Consider the following 14,684-nt stretch of genomic DNA (forward strand, 5'->3'; position numbering starts at 1 on the left):
TTTTTGGCCTGGCGCACTGCGCGGCGCCAATAGGGGTCGCTTCAGAAAACGGAAAAAATCGTACGCTAAGGCTTCTCGCAAACGATGGTCTGCGAGAAGCCTTGCTGAGAAGATGGCGCGGCGTGGCGTCGACGTGGCTGGGGTGTTCTCGAAAACCGTTCTCAATTCAAACGGCTTGGAACGGCGAGTTTCAAGAACGCAGGACGGTAGCCAGCGGCAAGAACAGGGTAAGCGGCGAGTCTGGCAAGGCAATGAAGCCGTGATGCCGGTAGAAAGCCGCTGCAGCCTCGTCCTTGGCGTCCACCATCAGGGCGAAGGCGGCAATCTCCGAACGGGCGGCACGGTCGAGCGCATCGGCCAACAGCGCACCACCTAGACCTTGGCTCTTGAAAGCCTGATCGACAGCCAAGCGGCCCATCCGAACAGCTGGCACGGTCGGATAGCGCGGCAGTTTCTTGACGGTGCTGGCCGGAAGATCGGCCAGCAGCAGGCTTGCCGAGGCCAAGGTGTAATAGCCAGCGATGTGCGGCCCATCTGCCAAAGCCACGAAACAGGCAGCAACGCGGCGGCGAACGTCTTGGGTGACTTGCTCGCGCAGGTAGCGATTCAGCGGCTCCGAATCGCTGTTGAACGCGGTGCGGTCATGCCCGGCATCAAGCGGCGCGAGCCGGAACGGTGCACCGCTCATTCAGTGCGCAAGAGCTTGCTGCGACGGGCAAAGGCACGTTCCAGAGCTGGGGCCGGTAGCGGCGGCGACAGCAGCGCTTGTGCAAAGCATTCCTGATCGGCCAGCGAAAGCCGGATAACTTCCGCTTGCTCAATGGCGCGTTGCGCTGCGTCTTGGACGGCGGACACAACGAAATCGGTCATGGTGCGGCCTTGAAGTTCAGCGGCACGCTTGAGCATTGAATGCAGATCGGTGCTGATTCGGGCTTCGAGGCGGGCGGTAGAGATGGCAACGGGCATGGCTTTGTCCTCCTGATGCAATGATACGGCAAATTGCCGTACAATTCAAGGCGGAATTTTCGACGATTCCGGCTTAACGTACGATTTTTCCGTTTTCTGAAGCGACCCCCCAGTAGCCACGCCCACGCCTCCAGGTCGTTGCAATTGCATCGGAGCCGTGATTAAATCGCATCATGATTGCCGACCCAACTCCCACCCCCCCCGCTACCGCTGCACGCTTGTCTTCGTTGGCTGAGCTGTGGCAGTACATCGATGATGCAGCGCCCGCACCAAAGAACACCTCGACTGCAAGAACAGGCCTTGCCAAGGTAAAAATGGGCGTGAAATTCGGAAAGAGGACTTACGCCGTTGCCATCGACAATGAGCATGCCTACCGGATTCTCAAGCGCGGCATCTCCAGTAAAGCAATCGGGCCTCTTGCTGCCTTTCTGGGCCTGGGCAAGGGCAATGTGGCTGAGTACCTGGATATGGACCGGGTGACCGCCAATCGGCGTGCTCAGAAAAATCAACCACTCCCAGACCATGCGGCGGAAGGCGTCTTGCGCCTACTTGAGTTGAACCGGATGGCCGTTGATACTTTCTCGACCGAGGAAGAAGCCACAAGATGGTTACGCCAGCCTCATCCCATGCTGGATGGCGACACGCCCCTTGATGCTGCGAGAAACTCATTTGGGAACGAGCGCGTCAAAGAGATTCTTGTCGCTATCAAATACGGCGGTGCCGTTTGAGCACCACCGTCTGGCGCATAGGCTTTGTACCGAGCCCGCAACCTGCTATTGCAGCCATCCTCGGATCGCTTGGCTACGGTTCAACCCTGGCCAATGGCCGTTGGCATACCAAAGGGCCTGCGCAGATCGTTTATGCGGGCTCCAGTCGGGCCCTGTGCCAGCTGGAAAAGCGCGTCCACTGCAACGGAGCCAATCCTGCCAATCAAGCCCTCATGCGCCTTGAATTGCCCGCCAGATCGGAAATCCTGCATGCGGCAGATCTGGGCCTCCCAAAGGACTGGCATGACCACATGGCAGCGACACAATCCATCGGCATGAACTGGCTTGCGTCCGGGGCGAGCCTGGGTCTTTGGGTGCCGTCATTTGTCGAGCGCGACGAAATGAACCTGCTGATCAACCCGGCCCATTCCCAATACGGGGCCATCCGGTTGGTCGTCGAGCGCAACCCTTTCGAATTCGACCCTCGCCTGTTTTAACGCATTGCCTAGGCCAACAGCGGCAGAAACCAGACGGCTCTTGGCACGGGTCTTTCATGCCATGAAGGGGCAGGGCGGGGCCTTCACACAAGGCCCCCGAGCACGTAGAATGGACGGTATTTCCTTTGGCGATCTTGGCCTCGTGCCAACCTTTCTTTTTATCAACCCCGATGGGCACCTCATGCCCCATCCGGGGCTGGTGCCCATCTTCAATTCATGGAGATGGATATGACAAAACAAACCGCTACATCTGGCCAACCGAAATACGCCTTGGGCCAGTTGTTGACGCCGACCGAAAACTGACCCACTGGGGGTGCGGCGGAAATCTTGGACTACCTGGAGGTAGTTCATTTATTCATACGAAGACCGCATCCGAGCGGTCACGCTCTACATCAAGCTGGGCAAGCGCACCGGGGCGACTATCCGCCAGTTGGGCTACCCGACGAAGAACTCTTTGAAAAGCTGGCATGAGGAGTACGAGCGGCGCCTGGACCTGTCGTCCGGCTACGTGCGTTCGAAGCCGAAGTATTCTCAAGTTCAGAAGGAGCAGGCTGTCAAACACTACGCCGAGCACGGGCGCTGCATCGCCACCACGGTCGAGGCGTTGGGCTATCCTCGGGACAGGAAGGGCACGACCATCGAGCAGTTCATTGAAGTGGTCGACTCGTACATCCGCTGGTACAACGAGAAGCGGATCAAGATCTCCCTTGGGGCCCTCAGCCCGATCGAATACAGGGTGAGTCTTGGACTTGCGGCATAAAACCAGTCCAAGTTTTTATCCGCACCCCCTTACCACAGCCATGTCGTGTAATGTTCATGGGCAGCGGTCACCGCACCGCCTCCCACGGATTGAGAATGATCGCGCCCGTTGGCTGGAAATCAGCAACGTTGCGAGTAACCATCGTCATGCCGTGCACAAGGGCCGTTGCCGCAATGAGTGCATCGCGCTCGCCGCGCTTGTCGGGGACATGCAACCGTGCGCAGCGTTGCGCCACGGCGGTATCAATAGGCAGCGTGCGGCCGGAGAACTCGGGCAATACGTGCTGCTCCAGCCATGAGCGCAGCATGGCCCCCTGGGTGGCGTCCTTGCGTTCAATCGACAGAACGCCAAGCTCCAGCTCCATGATGGTGATGGCTGACACAAAGAGATCGGCGGCATCAACGCTTTCCGCCCATGCGGTCACGTTCGCATCGGCCTTGCCACTGCGTACCTTGCGCAGCTCCGACACCACGTTGGTATCAAGAACAAACATCATGTGAAATCAACCGGCCGGGGTTTGATGGTCACACGCGGCGGCACAAACTCGATGTCGGCGATACCCGGCATTGCCAGCGCATCGGCAATGTTGCGCCGCTGCTTGGTGAGCCGCTGATACTCCTCAAAGCTCATCAGCACATGGGCCGGTCGGCCGCGATCTGTAATGAACACTGGCCCGTTGTTTGCGGCCCGTTTTGCCTCGCTCGCCCCTTGGTTGAACTCGCGGCTTGATAGGGTGGTGATGGTCATAACTGCACCTCCGATAGGCGATAAATGTAGCCATGTTACTACAACATAAAAAAGGGAGCAAGCGTTTTTAGAGTCGGCAAACGGTGATTTCCTAGCCCTGCCGCCCGGGCCTTTGACAGGATGGCCGCTGCCTCGGCCCAAATGCCCGTGATCTTTTCCTTCGCCATGTTGGTGCGCAGGTACCATTCAGTTCGGAGACCGCATCTCCGTCAACTGAAGTCCGAACCGTTTACACAGAAATTCGGACACGCCCTCCTGCCTCCGTCCTCAACTACGGAGATCACGATGGCGACTACGCAAGAGTATCTGAGCAGGAGTCGGCTGTTTCGGCGCCTGAGAAGCGGTATCTACGGCCCATTTATCGAGCTGTATGGGGCGGGCACGCCTCGTGGAGGTCGGGCTCTCCAAACCCGGCACGTGGCGCTCCCTCAACAAGGTCAGCAATTCTCCTGGCTTGGATGGCACCCTTGAGCCCCAAACGTACAATCGCCCGCGGGCAGCCAGCGGATGCAAGTAGCCGGCCGCGCACAGCACAGCGTGTAGCGCATCGGCCGTTTGCCCCTTGAGCCAACACCGGTCCATGCGGTTGTCGTGTTTCAGATGCCCGATGCTGCGCGGGTTGCTGCGAGCCATGATGGCGACCGGGCCGCTGCCGCTCAAGGTGCTGCGTGTGTCTGAGGTATATCGCTAATTAGACACCCCTAAGTATTGCCGCGTTGTACAAGCATCGCTGTCAGGTGGAGTTGTTCTTCAAGTGGATCAAGCAACACCTGCGCATCAAGTTAAGCGGCTTGAAGACCCGGCGGGGCAGGAAGCAAGAGGCCAAGAGTCATCAATTGCGAGTGGCGCTTCGGGCCGTTTTTGCGGGATCAGCGTGACAATGTGTGCCTGTTGAGCGCAAATGAGGGCTCGTGATGTCCCAATTGGGATGGGTGCAAATCCTGTATGATCAACAACTTACGTCGATTGGTTACTTATTGAGTGCAAAAATTGCTATTGAAACGCAGCAATTTTTTTGCCCTCCGAAGGCTATAGTCATACGGGCTGTCAGCGGAATTTTGAGTATTGGTCTTTTTCAGCGTTGCGGCTGTAGCTCAGTGGATAGAGTATCGGCCTCCGAAGCCGGTCGTGGGTTCGATCCCCGCCAGCCGCACCAGTGATTCACGCCAACTGCCTTTGTTCTGAAGGTGCTGGTGGGGGTATGTCGTTATGTCAAATCGCGATGTTGCTGAGCAACTCGGCGATAAGGCAAAATTTAGTGCTATAATTCGAAATTCTTCGGAGGGGTGCCCGAGTGGCTAAAGGGGGCAGACTGTAAATCTGTTGGCTTACGCCTACACTGGTTCGAATCCAGTCCCCTCCACCAGTTTTGGATGATGTGTCAAGGTGCTCGGCGTTGATTGGGCGGCGCGAAAGTGGTGAATGCTGCTTGTGCGGGAGTAGTTCAATGGTAGAACCCTAGCCTTCCAAGCTAATGACGCGGGTTCGATTCCCGTCTCCCGCTCCATTGTCTGTTGGCTGGTTTGTAGAATTTGAAAAGTCTTTGGTGCTGCCTCGGTGGTTCCAAATGGCCCATGTGGCTCAGTGGTAGAGCACTCCCTTGGTAAGGGAGAGGTCGCGGGTCCGATTCCCGCCATGGGCACCAATTTGTGGTGCGTCCGAGTTCGGTTGCGCCGAGATCCTGTTGTGTTGGCATAGATTTTTTTCGGAGTCGGAAAAATGGCAAAAGGCAAATTCGAACGCACCAAGCCCCACGTCAACGTGGGCACCATCGGTCACGTGGACCACGGCAAGACCACACTGACGGCGGCCATCGCCACGGTGCTGTCGGCCAAGTTTGGCGGCGAAGCCAAGGCCTACGACCAGATCGATGCAGCGCCTGAAGAAAAGGCCCGCGGCATCACCATCAACACCGCCCACGTGGAATACGAAACGGCCAACCGCCACTACGCCCACGTGGACTGCCCCGGCCACGCCGACTATGTGAAGAACATGATCACCGGTGCCGCCCAGATGGACGGCGCCATCCTGGTGTGCTCGGCCGCTGACGGCCCCATGCCCCAGACCCGTGAACACATCCTGTTGGCCCGCCAGGTGGGCGTGCCTTACATCATCGTGTTCCTGAACAAGTGCGACATGGTGGACGACGAAGAACTGCTCGAACTCGTCGAAATGGAAGTGCGCGAACTGCTGGACAAATACAACTTCCCTGGCGACGACACCCCCATCATCCGTGGTTCCGCCAAGCTCGCCCTGGAAGGCGACAAGGGCCCGCTGGGCGAAGAAGCCATCATGAAGCTGGCCGAAGCACTGGACACCTACATCCCTACGCCTGAGCGCGCTGTGGATGGTGCCTTCCTGATGCCCGTGGAAGACGTGTTCTCCATCTCCGGCCGCGGCACCGTGGTGACCGGTCGTATCGAGCGCGGCATCATCAAGGTCGGCGAAGAAATCGAAATCGTCGGCATCAAGGACACCGTCAAGACCACCTGCACCGGCGTGGAAATGTTCCGCAAGCTGCTGGACCAAGGGCAAGCTGGCGACAACGTCGGCCTGCTGCTGCGCGGCACCAAGCGCGAAGACGTGGAACGCGGCCAAGTGCTGTGCAAGCCCGGCTCGATCAAGCCCCACACCCACTTCACCGCTGAAGTGTATGTGCTGAGCAAGGACGAAGGCGGCCGCCACACGCCCTTCTTCAACAACTACCGTCCTCAGTTCTACTTCCGCACGACCGACGTGACCGGCGCCATCGAGCTGCCAGCCGACAAGGAAATGGTCATGCCTGGCGACAACGTGTCGATCACTGTGAAGCTGATCAACCCCATCGCCATGGAAGAAGGTCTGCGCTTCGCTATCCGCGAAGGCGGCCGTACCGTGGGCGCTGGCGTCGTGGCCAAGATCATTGCTTAAAGCGTGTTCATAGGGGTATAGCTCAATTGGCAGAGCGTCGGTCTCCAAAACCGAAGGTTGTAGGTTCGATTCCTACTGCCCCTGCCACTTGAATGTGGTCCAAATAAGCCCGCCAAGCATTGGCGGGCTTCGGTGTCTTGGGGGATGCCGGAAATTGAAGTAGGAAATTTAGACATGGCCACTACACAAGTTGAAACCGTCAATACGGGGGCGGACAAGGCCAAGCTCGCCGCAGCGGTGGCATTGGTGATAGCTTCTGTTGCGGGTTTTTATTTGCTGGGCAATCAGGGGGTCGTTGTTCAATGGGCGGCATTGCTGGTGGGTCTCGTCGCTGCGGCGGCTGTCTTTCTGGTTTCCGAATCTGGACGTCAGTTGGTTGCCTTTGCGCATGATGCCTGGCGTGAGGTCAAAAAGGTGGTATGGCCTACGCGCAAGGAAACATTGCAGATGACTGCCTATGTGTTTGCATTTGTCGTGATCATGGCGTTGTTTTTGTGGTTTACCGACAAGACTCTTGAGTGGGTTTTGTATGACTTGATTCTGGGTTGGAGAAAATCATGACAAGCGTTGTGGATTTGACTGGGGTGGATGCCTCGGGTGGCTCTGCATCTTCCAATCCTGATCTGCGCTGGTATATCGTCCATGCATATTCGGGTATGGAAAAAGCGGTAGAGCGCAACATCCTTGAGCGCATAACCCGCTCCGGCATGCGGGATAAATTCGGCCGTATTCTGGTGCCGACCGAAGAAGTGGTCGAGATGAAGAACGGCCAGCGTAAAACCACGGAGCGCCGTTTGTTTCCTGGCTACGTGTTCGTCGAGATGGTCATGGATGACGATACGTGGCATCTGGTCAAGCACACCAACAAAGTCACGGGATTTGTGGGTGGTGCGAAGAACCGCCCGGCGCCCATTTCTGAAGAAGAAGTGCAGAAGATCGTCAGTCAGATGCAGGAAGGCACTGACAAGCCCCGGCACAAGGTTGAATTCATGGTGGGCGAGTTGGTGCGGGTTAAGGAGGGCCCTTTCACGGATTTCAATGGATCGGTGGAAGAGGTGAATTACGAAAAGAGCCGCGTGCGTGTTTCCGTGATGATTTTTGGTCGCTCCACGCCGGTGGAGCTGGAGTTTGGTCAAGTCGAAAAGACCTAAGTCTTTCGATAAAAAGCCTGATCCGAAGAATTTTGGGCATCGCACTTTTCGACTCGGTGCGAATGCAGTGAGTGAGTCGTTAACCCCGGGGAGCCGTTGCTTGCATCAGCAAGTCTGGCGTTATCACCCGCAAGGAGTAAAGCATGGCGAAAAAAATCGTCGGTTTTATCAAGCTGCAAGTGCCAGCTGGTAAGGCTAACCCATCCCCACCGATCGGCCCTGCGCTCGGTCAGCGTGGCCTTAACATTATGGAGTTCTGCAAGGCATTCAATGCGCAGACCCAAGGTGTCGAGCCCGGTCTGCCACTGCCTGTGGTCATCACGGCGTTTGCAGACAAGAGCTTTACCTTCATCATCAAGACACCGCCTGCGACGGTTTTGATCAAGAAGGCGATCAAGCTGGAAAAAGGCTCGCCCAATGCACTGAGCACCAAGGTTGGCAAGATTACTCGTGCCCAGCTCGAGGAAATCGCCAAGACCAAGTTCAAGGACATGAATGCCGCCAATGTGGACGCTGCTGTCCGCACGCTGGCTGGCTCTGCGCGCTCCATGGGCGTGACGGTGGGGGGGTTGTAAATGGCCAAGCTGACAAAGAAACAAAAGGCGCTGCAGGGCAAAGTGGACAGCACCAAGCTGTACGCATTCGCTGAAGCCATTGCAATCGTCAAGGACGCGGCAACGGCCAAGTTTGACGAATCCATTGACGTGGCTGTGCAGCTGGGCATCGATGCCAAGAAGTCCGACCAGGTTGTGCGCGGCGCCGTGGTGCTGCCCAACGGTACCGGCAAGACCACCCGCGTAGCGGTGTTTGCACAGGGTGCCAAGGCGGAAGAGGCCAAGGCCGCCGGTGCCGATATCGTGGGCATGGACGACCTGGCCGCTATGGTGAAGGCTGGCGACATGCCTTTCGATGTGGTGATCGCCGCTCCTGATGCCATGCGCGTGGTGGGTACCCTGGGACAGATTCTGGGTCCGCGTGGCCTGATGCCTAACCCCAAGGTGGGCACCGTGACGCCTGATGTCGCTACGGCAGTTAAAAATGCCAAGGCTGGCCAGGTGCAATTCCGTGTCGACAAGGCCGGCATCGTGCATGGCACGATTGGTCGCCGTTCGTTCGACAACGACAAGCTGCAGGGCAACCTGACTGCATTGATCGATGCGCTGAACAAGGCCAAGCCTGCCTCGAGCAAGGGTTTGTACCTGCGCAAGGTCGCTGTTTCGTCGACGATGGGCCTGGGTGTCCGCGTGGATACACAGTCCATCGCAGCGTAATTGCAAGAAATCTTCAGGCCCGTCAAAAGGCTTGATGTGGTGGGCTGAAAGCGCTCTGGCGTTTTCGGGCCATCCAAGACCGTTGGTGTGCAGGATGTTCGCACTTAAACCCTTTGGGGCCAACGCAGATGGCGATCCCGCTGCAGATGGAATATTTTCCTGAACAGTTGGTCGCTGCAACAAGAGCGCGTGCAAGGCACCTGCCGAGTGCGCATTTTAAGGAGTAGACCTTGAGTCTTAATCGCAGTGAGAAAGAAGCGGTCATCAGTGAAGTGACCAGCCTCGCCGCTAAAGCTCAAACGCTTGTGATCGCGGAATACCGTGGCATCACGGTCGCCGACATGACCAAACTGCGTGTTGATGCTCGCAGCAAGGGCGTGACCCTGAGTGTTCTGAAGAACACCCTGGCTCGCCGTGCTGTGGCTGGCAGCGCATTTGACGTGGTGGCAGACCAGATGACCGGTCCGCTGATCTACGGTTTCTCCGAAGACGCTGTGGCCGCCGCCAAGGTGGTGGCCGATTTCGCGAAAACCAACGACAAGTTGGTGATTCGCGGTGGCGCTTTCGGTGGCAAAGCCCTGGATGTCAACGGCGTTAAGCAACTGGCCAACATTCCTTCCAAGGAAGTGCTGTTGGCTCAGATTTGTGGCTTGCTTATGTCCCCCATGTCGCGTACGGCCGTTGTGCTGGGCGCACTGGCGGCGAAAAAAGGCGAAGGCGCTGCCGAAACGGCCGCCGAACCTGTCGCGGCTTGATTGCCCGATAGATAACCAACAAAATTGTTAGGAAATAAAAATGGCATTCGATAAAGACGCATTTTTGACCGCGCTGGACAGCATGACGGTTCTGGAACTCAATGACCTGGTGAAGGCCATTGAAGAGAAGTTTGGCGTGAGCGCTGCTGCTATGGCTGCTCCTGCTGCTGCTGGCGGCGGTGCCGCAGCTGCTGCTGAAGAAAAGACGGAGTTCAACGTGGTGCTGCTCGAGGCTGGCGCCAACAAGGTGTCCGTCATCAAGGCAGTGCGCGAAATCACCGGCCTGGGCCTCAAGGAAGCCAAGGACCTGGTGGATGGCGCTCCGAAGAACGTCAAGGAAGCTATTGCCAAGGCCGACGCCGAAGCAGCTGTCAAGAAGCTGGTGGAAGCCGGCGCCAAGGCCGAACTCAAGTAATTCGGTCTTGCTCAAGGGCTGGAGTGTTCCTCAAAGGGCCTCCAGCCTTTGGTGCTTTCAGAGTGCACCCGAAAGTCCCCTTATCAATGGGGCTTTCGAGTGTCTTCTGACAACCCCGACAGCAGAAGGCGCCTTGGTTCGGGTGATGTGCAACGCATCACCGTCCGCCATGGTTGGTAGTGGCCAACCGCCAAGCCCGTAAGGACACATTTCCTTGCGGGTCAGTCGTCGAAGACCCAGGACTCATGTCTTTGCCCGGAGATCTCATGGCCTATTCCTATACCGAACGCAAGCGAATTCGCAAAAGTTTCGGCACCCGCGATAGCGTGCTCGAAGTTCCTTATCTGCTGCAGATGCAGAAGGACGCATACACTGCTTTCCTGCAGGCTGATAAAGCACCTCAGAAAAGAACCATCGAAGGCCTTCAGGCTGCATTCGACGCCGCCTTTCCTATCGTCTCCCACAACGGTTTTGTGGAGATGAAGTTCATCGAATACAACCTGGCCAAGCCCGCATTTGACGTGCGCGAATGCCAGACGCGTGGTCTGACCTTTGCGTCGGCCGTGCGGGCCAAGGTGCAATTGATCATTTATGACCGCGAGTCTTCGACCTCGCAGTCCAAGGTGGTCAAGGAAGTGAAGGAGCAAGAGGTCTACATGGGCGAAGTGCCGCTCATGACCGACAAGGGCTCGTTCATCATCAACGGCACCGAGCGTGTGATCGTCTCGCAGCTGCACCGTTCGCCCGGCGTGTTTTTCGAGCATGACAAGGGCAAGACCCACAGCTCCGGCAAGCTGCTGTTCTCGGCACGTATCATTCCTTACCGCGGCTCGTGGCTCGACTTCGAGTTCGACCCCAAGGACATCTTGTATTTCCGCGTCGACCGCCGCCGCAAGATGCCGGTCACGATCCTGCTCAAGGCCATCGGCCTGAACCCCGAATCCATCCTGGCGAACTTCTTCGTCAACGACAACTTCCGCCTGATGGACAGCGGCGCACAGATGGAGTTTGTGCCTGAGCGTCTGCGTGGCGAAGTCGCGCGTTTTGATATCACCGACAAGTCCGGCAAGGTCGTTGTGGCCAAGGACAAGCGTGTGACGGCACGCCACACTCGCGAACTGGAGCAATCCGGCACCACGCACATCAGCGTGCCCGAAGATTTCCTGATTGGTCGCGTTGTAGCCCGCAATATTGTGGACGCCGACACCGGTGAAATCATCGCCAAGGCCAACGAAGAACTGACCGAAGCGCTGCTCAAGAAGATGCGTTCCGCAGGGGTGCAAGACCTGCAGGTCATCTATACGAACGAACTGGACCAAGGCGCCTACATCTCGCAGACCCTGCGCATCGACGAAACGGTGGATGAGTTTGCCGCCCGCGTGGCCATCTACCGCATGATGCGTCCTGGCGAGCCACCAACGGAAGACGCAGTGCAGGCCCTGTTCCAGCGCCTGTTCTACAACCCCGACACGTACGACCTGTCGCGTGTTGGGCGTATGAAGTTCAACGCCAAGATCGGTCGTGACGAATCCACCGGTCCCATGGTGCTGTCCAACGAAGACATCCTGGCCGTGGTCAAGATCCTGGTGGACCTGCGCAATGGCCGCGGCGAAGTTGACGACATCGACCACCTGGGCAACCGCCGCGTGCGCTGCGTGGGCGAACTGGCTGAAAACCAGTACCGCACCGGCCTGGCACGTATCGAAAAGGCCGTGAAGGAACGTCTGGGCCAGGCTGAGCAAGAACCGCTCATGCCCCACGACCTGATCAACAGCAAGCCGATCTCGGCTGCGTTGAAGGAGTTCTTCGGTGCGTCGCAGCTGTCGCAGTTCATGGACCAGACCAACCCGCTGGCCGAAATCACGCACAAGCGCCGCGTCTCCGCACTGGGCCCGGGCGGTCTGACCCGCGAGCGCGCTGGCTTCGAAGTGCGTGACGTGCACGTGACCCATTACGGCCGCGTCTGCCCTATCGAAACGCCTGAAGGCCCGAACATCGGCCTGATCAACTCGCTGGCTCTGTATGCCCGTCTGAACGAGTACGGTTTCATCGAGACCCCGTACCGTCGCGTGGTCGATGGCAAGGTCACCAACGACATCGACTACCTCTCTGCCATCGAAGAAGGCAAGTACGTGATCGCGCAGGCCAACGCCGTGCTCGACAAGGACGGCCGCCTGTCGGGTGACCTGGTGTCTGCCCGTGAAAAGGGTGAATCCATCCTGTGCGGCGCGGACCGCGTGCAATACATGGATGTGTCGCCTGCACAGATCGTGTCGGTGGCTGCGTCGCTGGTTCCGTTCCTGGAGCACGACGACGCGAACCGCGCACTGATGGGCGCCAACATGTCGCGCCAGGCCGTGCCCGTGCTGCGTCCCGAGAAGCCTCTGGTGGGCACGGGCATCGAGCGTGTGGCCGCCGTTGACTCCGGCACCGTGGTCACGGCCAACCGTGGCGGCGTGGTGGACTACGTGGACGCGACCCGCATCGTGGTGCGCGTGAACGACGCTGAAGCGGTTGCTGGCGAAGTGGGTGTGGACATCTACAACCTCATCAAGTACCAGCGTTCCAACCAGAACACCAACATCCACCAGCGCCCCATCGTCAAGAAGGGCGACATGCTGGTCAAGGGTGACGTGATCGCCGACGGCGCATCGACGGACTTCGGCGAAATCGCCATCGGCCAGAACATGCTGATCGCGTTCATGCCCTGGAACGGCTACAACTTCGAAGACTCGATCTTGATCTCTGAGCGCGTGGTGGCCGAAGACCGCTACACCTCGATCCATATCGAAGAACTCGTGGTCATGGCCCGCGACACCAAGTTGGGTGCCGAAGAAATCACGCGCGATATTCCGAACCTGTCGGAACAGCAACTGAACCGCCTGGACGAGTCCGGCATCATTTACGTGGGTGCCGAAGTGCAGCCCGGCGACACGCTGGTCGGCAAGGTCACGCCCAAGGGCGAGACCACGCTGACCCCCGAAGAAAAGCTGCTGCGTGCCATCTTCGGCGAGAAGGCGTCCGACGTGAAGGACACCTCGCTGCGCGTGGACCAGGGCTCGCAGGGCGTGGTGATCGACGTGCAGGTGTTCACCCGCGAAGGCATCCAGCGCGACAAGCGCGCCCAGCAGATCATCGACGATGAACTCAAGCGCTTCCGCCTGGACCTGAACGACCAGCTGCGCATCGTCGAGGCCGACGCCTTCGATCGTATCGAGAAGCTGCTGACCGGCCGCGTCGCCAATGGCGGCCCGCAGAAGCTGGCCAAGGGCACGAAGATCGACAAGGCCTACCTGGCCTCGGTCGAGAAGTTCCACTGGTTCGACATCCGTCCTGCAGAAGACGAAGTCGCCACGCAGCTCGAATCCATCAAGAATTCGCTGGAGCAGACACGCCACAGCTTCGACCTGGCTTTCGAAGAAAAGCGCAAGAAGCTCACGCAGGGCGACGAGCTGCCCGCGGGCGTGCTCAAGATGGTCAAGGTGTATCTGGCTGTCAAGCGCCGCCTGCAGCCGGGTGACAAGATGGCCGGCCGCCACGGTAACAAGGGTGTGGTGTCGAAGATCGTTCCGGTCGAAGACATGCCTTACATGGCTGACGGCACCCCTGCCGACATCGTGCTGAACCCGCTGGGCGTGCCTTCGCGGATGAACATCGGTCAGGTTCTTGAGGTTCACCTGGGCTGGGCCGGCAAGGGCATTGGCCAGCGCATTGGCGACATGCTGCAGCAGGAAGCCAAGGCGTCTGAACTGCGCAAGTTCCTCGAAGAGGTCTACAACTCGCGTGGTCGTACCGAAGACTTGTCGCAACTGAGCGACGATGAGCTGGTCGCCATGGCAGAGAACCTGACCAATGGCGTGCCCTATGCCACGCCGGTGTTCGACGGTGCGTCGGAAGACGAAATCAAGGCCATGCTGAAGCTGGCCTATCCCGACGATCTGGCCGAGCGCAAGGGGTTGACCCCCGAGCGCACCCAGGCTTATCTGTTTGACGGCCGCACGGGTGATCGCTTCGAGCGTCCCACCACCATCGGCTACATGCACTACCTGAAGCTGCACCACCTGGTGGACGACAAGATGCACGCCCGCTCGACCGGTCCGTACTCGCTCGTCACGCAACAGCCGCTGGGCGGCAAGGCCCAGTTTGGTGGCCAGCGCTTCGGGGAAATGGAAGTGTGGGCGCTGGAAGCTTATGGCGCCGCCTACGTGCTGCAGGAAATGCTGACCGTGAAGTCCGACGACGTGGTGGGCCGTACCAAGGTGTACGAATCCATCGTCAAGGGCGAACACGCCATCGAAGCCGGCATGCCGGAATCGTTCAATGTGCTGGTCAAGGAAATTCGTTCCCTGGGCCTGGACATCGAACTCGAACGCTCCTGAACAGGATCGGAATTATTAAAAAAGTGAGCTGCTAGCGCTGATTGGTAAAGGCTTTGCGTGTGTTTTGAAGCGCAAAGCCCTTTGTATCAAGCGCTGGTAGCTATGATTTTTGACGAAAAGGAAAGA

The 14,684-nt window shown here is 58.3% G+C and carries 15 protein-coding genes, 5 tRNA genes and 1 pseudogene; 17 read left to right on the forward strand and 4 right to left on the reverse strand.

Annotated elements, in window-relative coordinates; translation table 11 throughout:
* Positions 1-190: 190 nt before the first annotated feature.
* Both CCX87_RS01795 and CCX87_RS01800 read right to left on the reverse strand, forming a co-directional pair.
* On the reverse strand, positions 191-688 hold the full coding sequence (locus tag CCX87_RS01795; RefSeq protein ID WP_087743296.1) for a GNAT family N-acetyltransferase: 498 nt from the start codon (positions 686-688) through the stop codon (positions 191-193).
* Positions 685-966, reverse strand: a complete 282-nt coding sequence (locus CCX87_RS01800) for a type II toxin-antitoxin system TacA family antitoxin (RefSeq protein WP_087748125.1) — start codon at positions 964-966, stop codon at positions 685-687. The genes CCX87_RS01795 and CCX87_RS01800 overlap by 4 nt, the downstream gene beginning before the upstream one ends.
* 173 nt (positions 967-1,139) lie before the next feature.
* On the opposite strand from CCX87_RS01800, the gene CCX87_RS01805 reads away from it, so the two are divergent.
* From CCX87_RS01805 to CCX87_RS21615, 3 genes are all read left to right on the forward strand, one after another.
* Positions 1,140-1,694: an antitoxin Xre/MbcA/ParS toxin-binding domain-containing protein gene (locus tag CCX87_RS01805; RefSeq protein WP_082763069.1), complete on the forward strand. Its 555-nt coding sequence runs from the start codon at positions 1,140-1,142 to the stop codon at positions 1,692-1,694.
* Positions 1,691-2,170: an RES family NAD+ phosphorylase gene (locus CCX87_RS01810; RefSeq protein WP_157667092.1), complete on the forward strand. Its 480-nt coding sequence runs from the start codon at positions 1,691-1,693 to the stop codon at positions 2,168-2,170. The genes CCX87_RS01805 and CCX87_RS01810 overlap by 4 nt, the downstream gene beginning before the upstream one ends.
* Before the next feature lie 349 nt (positions 2,171-2,519).
* Positions 2,520-2,930: an IS3 family transposase gene (locus tag CCX87_RS21615; protein ID WP_369825332.1), complete on the forward strand. Its 411-nt coding sequence runs from the start codon at positions 2,520-2,522 to the stop codon at positions 2,928-2,930.
* A gap of 67 nt (positions 2,931-2,997) precedes the next feature.
* Here the strand turns inward: CCX87_RS21615 and CCX87_RS01820 are convergent, their stop codons facing one another.
* Both CCX87_RS01820 and CCX87_RS01825 read right to left on the reverse strand, forming a co-directional pair.
* Positions 2,998-3,426: a type II toxin-antitoxin system VapC family toxin gene (locus CCX87_RS01820; RefSeq protein WP_198314750.1), complete on the reverse strand. Its 429-nt coding sequence runs from the start codon at positions 3,424-3,426 to the stop codon at positions 2,998-3,000.
* Entirely contained in the window at positions 3,423-3,677 is a 255-nt protein-coding gene (locus CCX87_RS01825) for a type II toxin-antitoxin system Phd/YefM family antitoxin (RefSeq protein ID WP_067511925.1), read from the reverse strand. The genes CCX87_RS01820 and CCX87_RS01825 overlap by 4 nt, the downstream gene beginning before the upstream one ends.
* 704 nt (positions 3,678-4,381) lie before the next feature.
* Here CCX87_RS01825 and CCX87_RS21470 point away from each other — a divergent pair.
* The 14 genes and pseudogenes from CCX87_RS21470 to rpoB form a co-directional block, all read left to right on the forward strand.
* Positions 4,382-4,555 (forward strand): annotated as a pseudogene (locus CCX87_RS21470) (transposase); the annotation flags it as partial.
* Between the two features lie 205 nt (positions 4,556-4,760).
* Positions 4,761-4,833, forward strand: a tRNA-Arg gene (locus CCX87_RS01840).
* 124 nt (positions 4,834-4,957) lie between these two features.
* A tRNA-Tyr gene (locus CCX87_RS01845) sits at positions 4,958-5,043 on the forward strand.
* Between the two features lie 67 nt (positions 5,044-5,110).
* A tRNA-Gly gene (locus CCX87_RS01850) sits at positions 5,111-5,184 on the forward strand.
* 63 nt (positions 5,185-5,247) lie between these two features.
* Positions 5,248-5,322 (forward strand) — tRNA-Thr (locus CCX87_RS01855).
* A gap of 74 nt (positions 5,323-5,396) precedes the next feature.
* Entirely contained in the window at positions 5,397-6,587 is a 1,191-nt protein-coding gene (gene tuf / locus CCX87_RS01860) for an elongation factor Tu (protein WP_024813773.1), read from the forward strand.
* Positions 6,588-6,598: 11 nt separating this feature from the next.
* Positions 6,599-6,674: transfer RNA gene (locus CCX87_RS01865), tRNA-Trp, on the forward strand.
* Positions 6,675-6,761: 87 nt separating this feature from the next.
* Positions 6,762-7,148: a preprotein translocase subunit SecE gene (gene secE, locus CCX87_RS01870; protein WP_087743302.1), complete on the forward strand. Its 387-nt coding sequence runs from the start codon at positions 6,762-6,764 to the stop codon at positions 7,146-7,148.
* Positions 7,145-7,738 (forward strand): transcription termination/antitermination protein NusG, encoded by a 594-nt coding sequence (gene nusG / locus CCX87_RS01875; protein ID WP_087743304.1) that lies wholly within the window; start codon positions 7,145-7,147, stop codon positions 7,736-7,738. The genes secE and nusG overlap by 4 nt, the downstream gene beginning before the upstream one ends.
* Before the next feature lie 143 nt (positions 7,739-7,881).
* Positions 7,882-8,313, forward strand: coding sequence for a 50S ribosomal protein L11 (gene rplK, locus CCX87_RS01880; RefSeq protein ID WP_087743306.1), 432 nt, complete (start codon positions 7,882-7,884; stop codon positions 8,311-8,313).
* Positions 8,314-9,009, forward strand: a complete 696-nt coding sequence (rplA, locus tag CCX87_RS01885; RefSeq protein WP_087743308.1) for a 50S ribosomal protein L1 — start codon at positions 8,314-8,316, stop codon at positions 9,007-9,009.
* A 230-nt stretch (positions 9,010-9,239) separates the two neighbouring features.
* The gene (gene rplJ / locus CCX87_RS01890; RefSeq protein ID WP_056165010.1) at positions 9,240-9,764 is read left to right on the forward strand and encodes a 50S ribosomal protein L10; all 525 of its coding nucleotides are present in this window, start codon (positions 9,240-9,242) and stop codon (positions 9,762-9,764) included.
* Between the two features lie 40 nt (positions 9,765-9,804).
* Entirely contained in the window at positions 9,805-10,179 is a 375-nt protein-coding gene (gene rplL / locus CCX87_RS01895; protein ID WP_086911093.1) for a 50S ribosomal protein L7/L12, read from the forward strand.
* Positions 10,180-10,445: 266 nt separating this feature from the next.
* Positions 10,446-14,558 carry a DNA-directed RNA polymerase subunit beta gene (gene rpoB, locus CCX87_RS01900; protein WP_087743309.1) on the forward strand — a complete coding sequence of 1,371 codons (4,113 nt, stop codon included), beginning with the start codon at positions 10,446-10,448 and terminating at the stop codon, positions 14,556-14,558.
* Positions 14,559-14,684 lie beyond the last annotated feature (126 nt).

Origin of the sequence: Acidovorax sp. T1 (genome assembly GCF_002176815.1) — a bacterium.
In the GTDB taxonomy this organism is placed as follows: Bacteria; Pseudomonadota; Gammaproteobacteria; order Burkholderiales; family Burkholderiaceae_C; genus Acidovorax.

Bases quoted from the DNA above. Each gene is read 5' to 3' on its own strand.
- rplK (WP_087743306.1), top strand. From the start codon at position 7,882: ATGGCGAAAAAAATCGTCGGTTTTATCAAGCTGCAAGTGCCAGCTGGT.
- CCX87_RS01820 (WP_198314750.1), bottom strand. From the start codon at position 3,426: ATGATGTTTGTTCTTGATACCAACGTGGTGTCGGAGCTGCGCAAGGTA.
- CCX87_RS01825 (WP_067511925.1), bottom strand. From the start codon at position 3,677: ATGACCATCACCACCCTATCAAGCCGCGAGTTCAACCAAGGGGCGAGC.
- CCX87_RS01800 (WP_087748125.1), bottom strand. From the start codon at position 966: ATGCCCGTTGCCATCTCTACCGCCCGCCTCGAAGCCCGAATCAGCACC.
- rplL (WP_086911093.1), top strand. From the start codon at position 9,805: ATGGCATTCGATAAAGACGCATTTTTGACCGCGCTGGACAGCATGACG.
- rplA (WP_087743308.1), top strand. From the start codon at position 8,314: ATGGCCAAGCTGACAAAGAAACAAAAGGCGCTGCAGGGCAAAGTGGAC.
- rpoB (WP_087743309.1), top strand. From the start codon at position 10,446: ATGGCCTATTCCTATACCGAACGCAAGCGAATTCGCAAAAGTTTCGGC.
- tuf (WP_024813773.1), top strand. From the start codon at position 5,397: ATGGCAAAAGGCAAATTCGAACGCACCAAGCCCCACGTCAACGTGGGC.
- CCX87_RS01805 (WP_082763069.1), top strand. From the start codon at position 1,140: ATGATTGCCGACCCAACTCCCACCCCCCCCGCTACCGCTGCACGCTTG.
- secE (WP_087743302.1), top strand. From the start codon at position 6,762: ATGGCCACTACACAAGTTGAAACCGTCAATACGGGGGCGGACAAGGCC.
- CCX87_RS01795 (WP_087743296.1), bottom strand. From the start codon at position 688: ATGAGCGGTGCACCGTTCCGGCTCGCGCCGCTTGATGCCGGGCATGAC.
- nusG (WP_087743304.1), top strand. From the start codon at position 7,145: ATGACAAGCGTTGTGGATTTGACTGGGGTGGATGCCTCGGGTGGCTCT.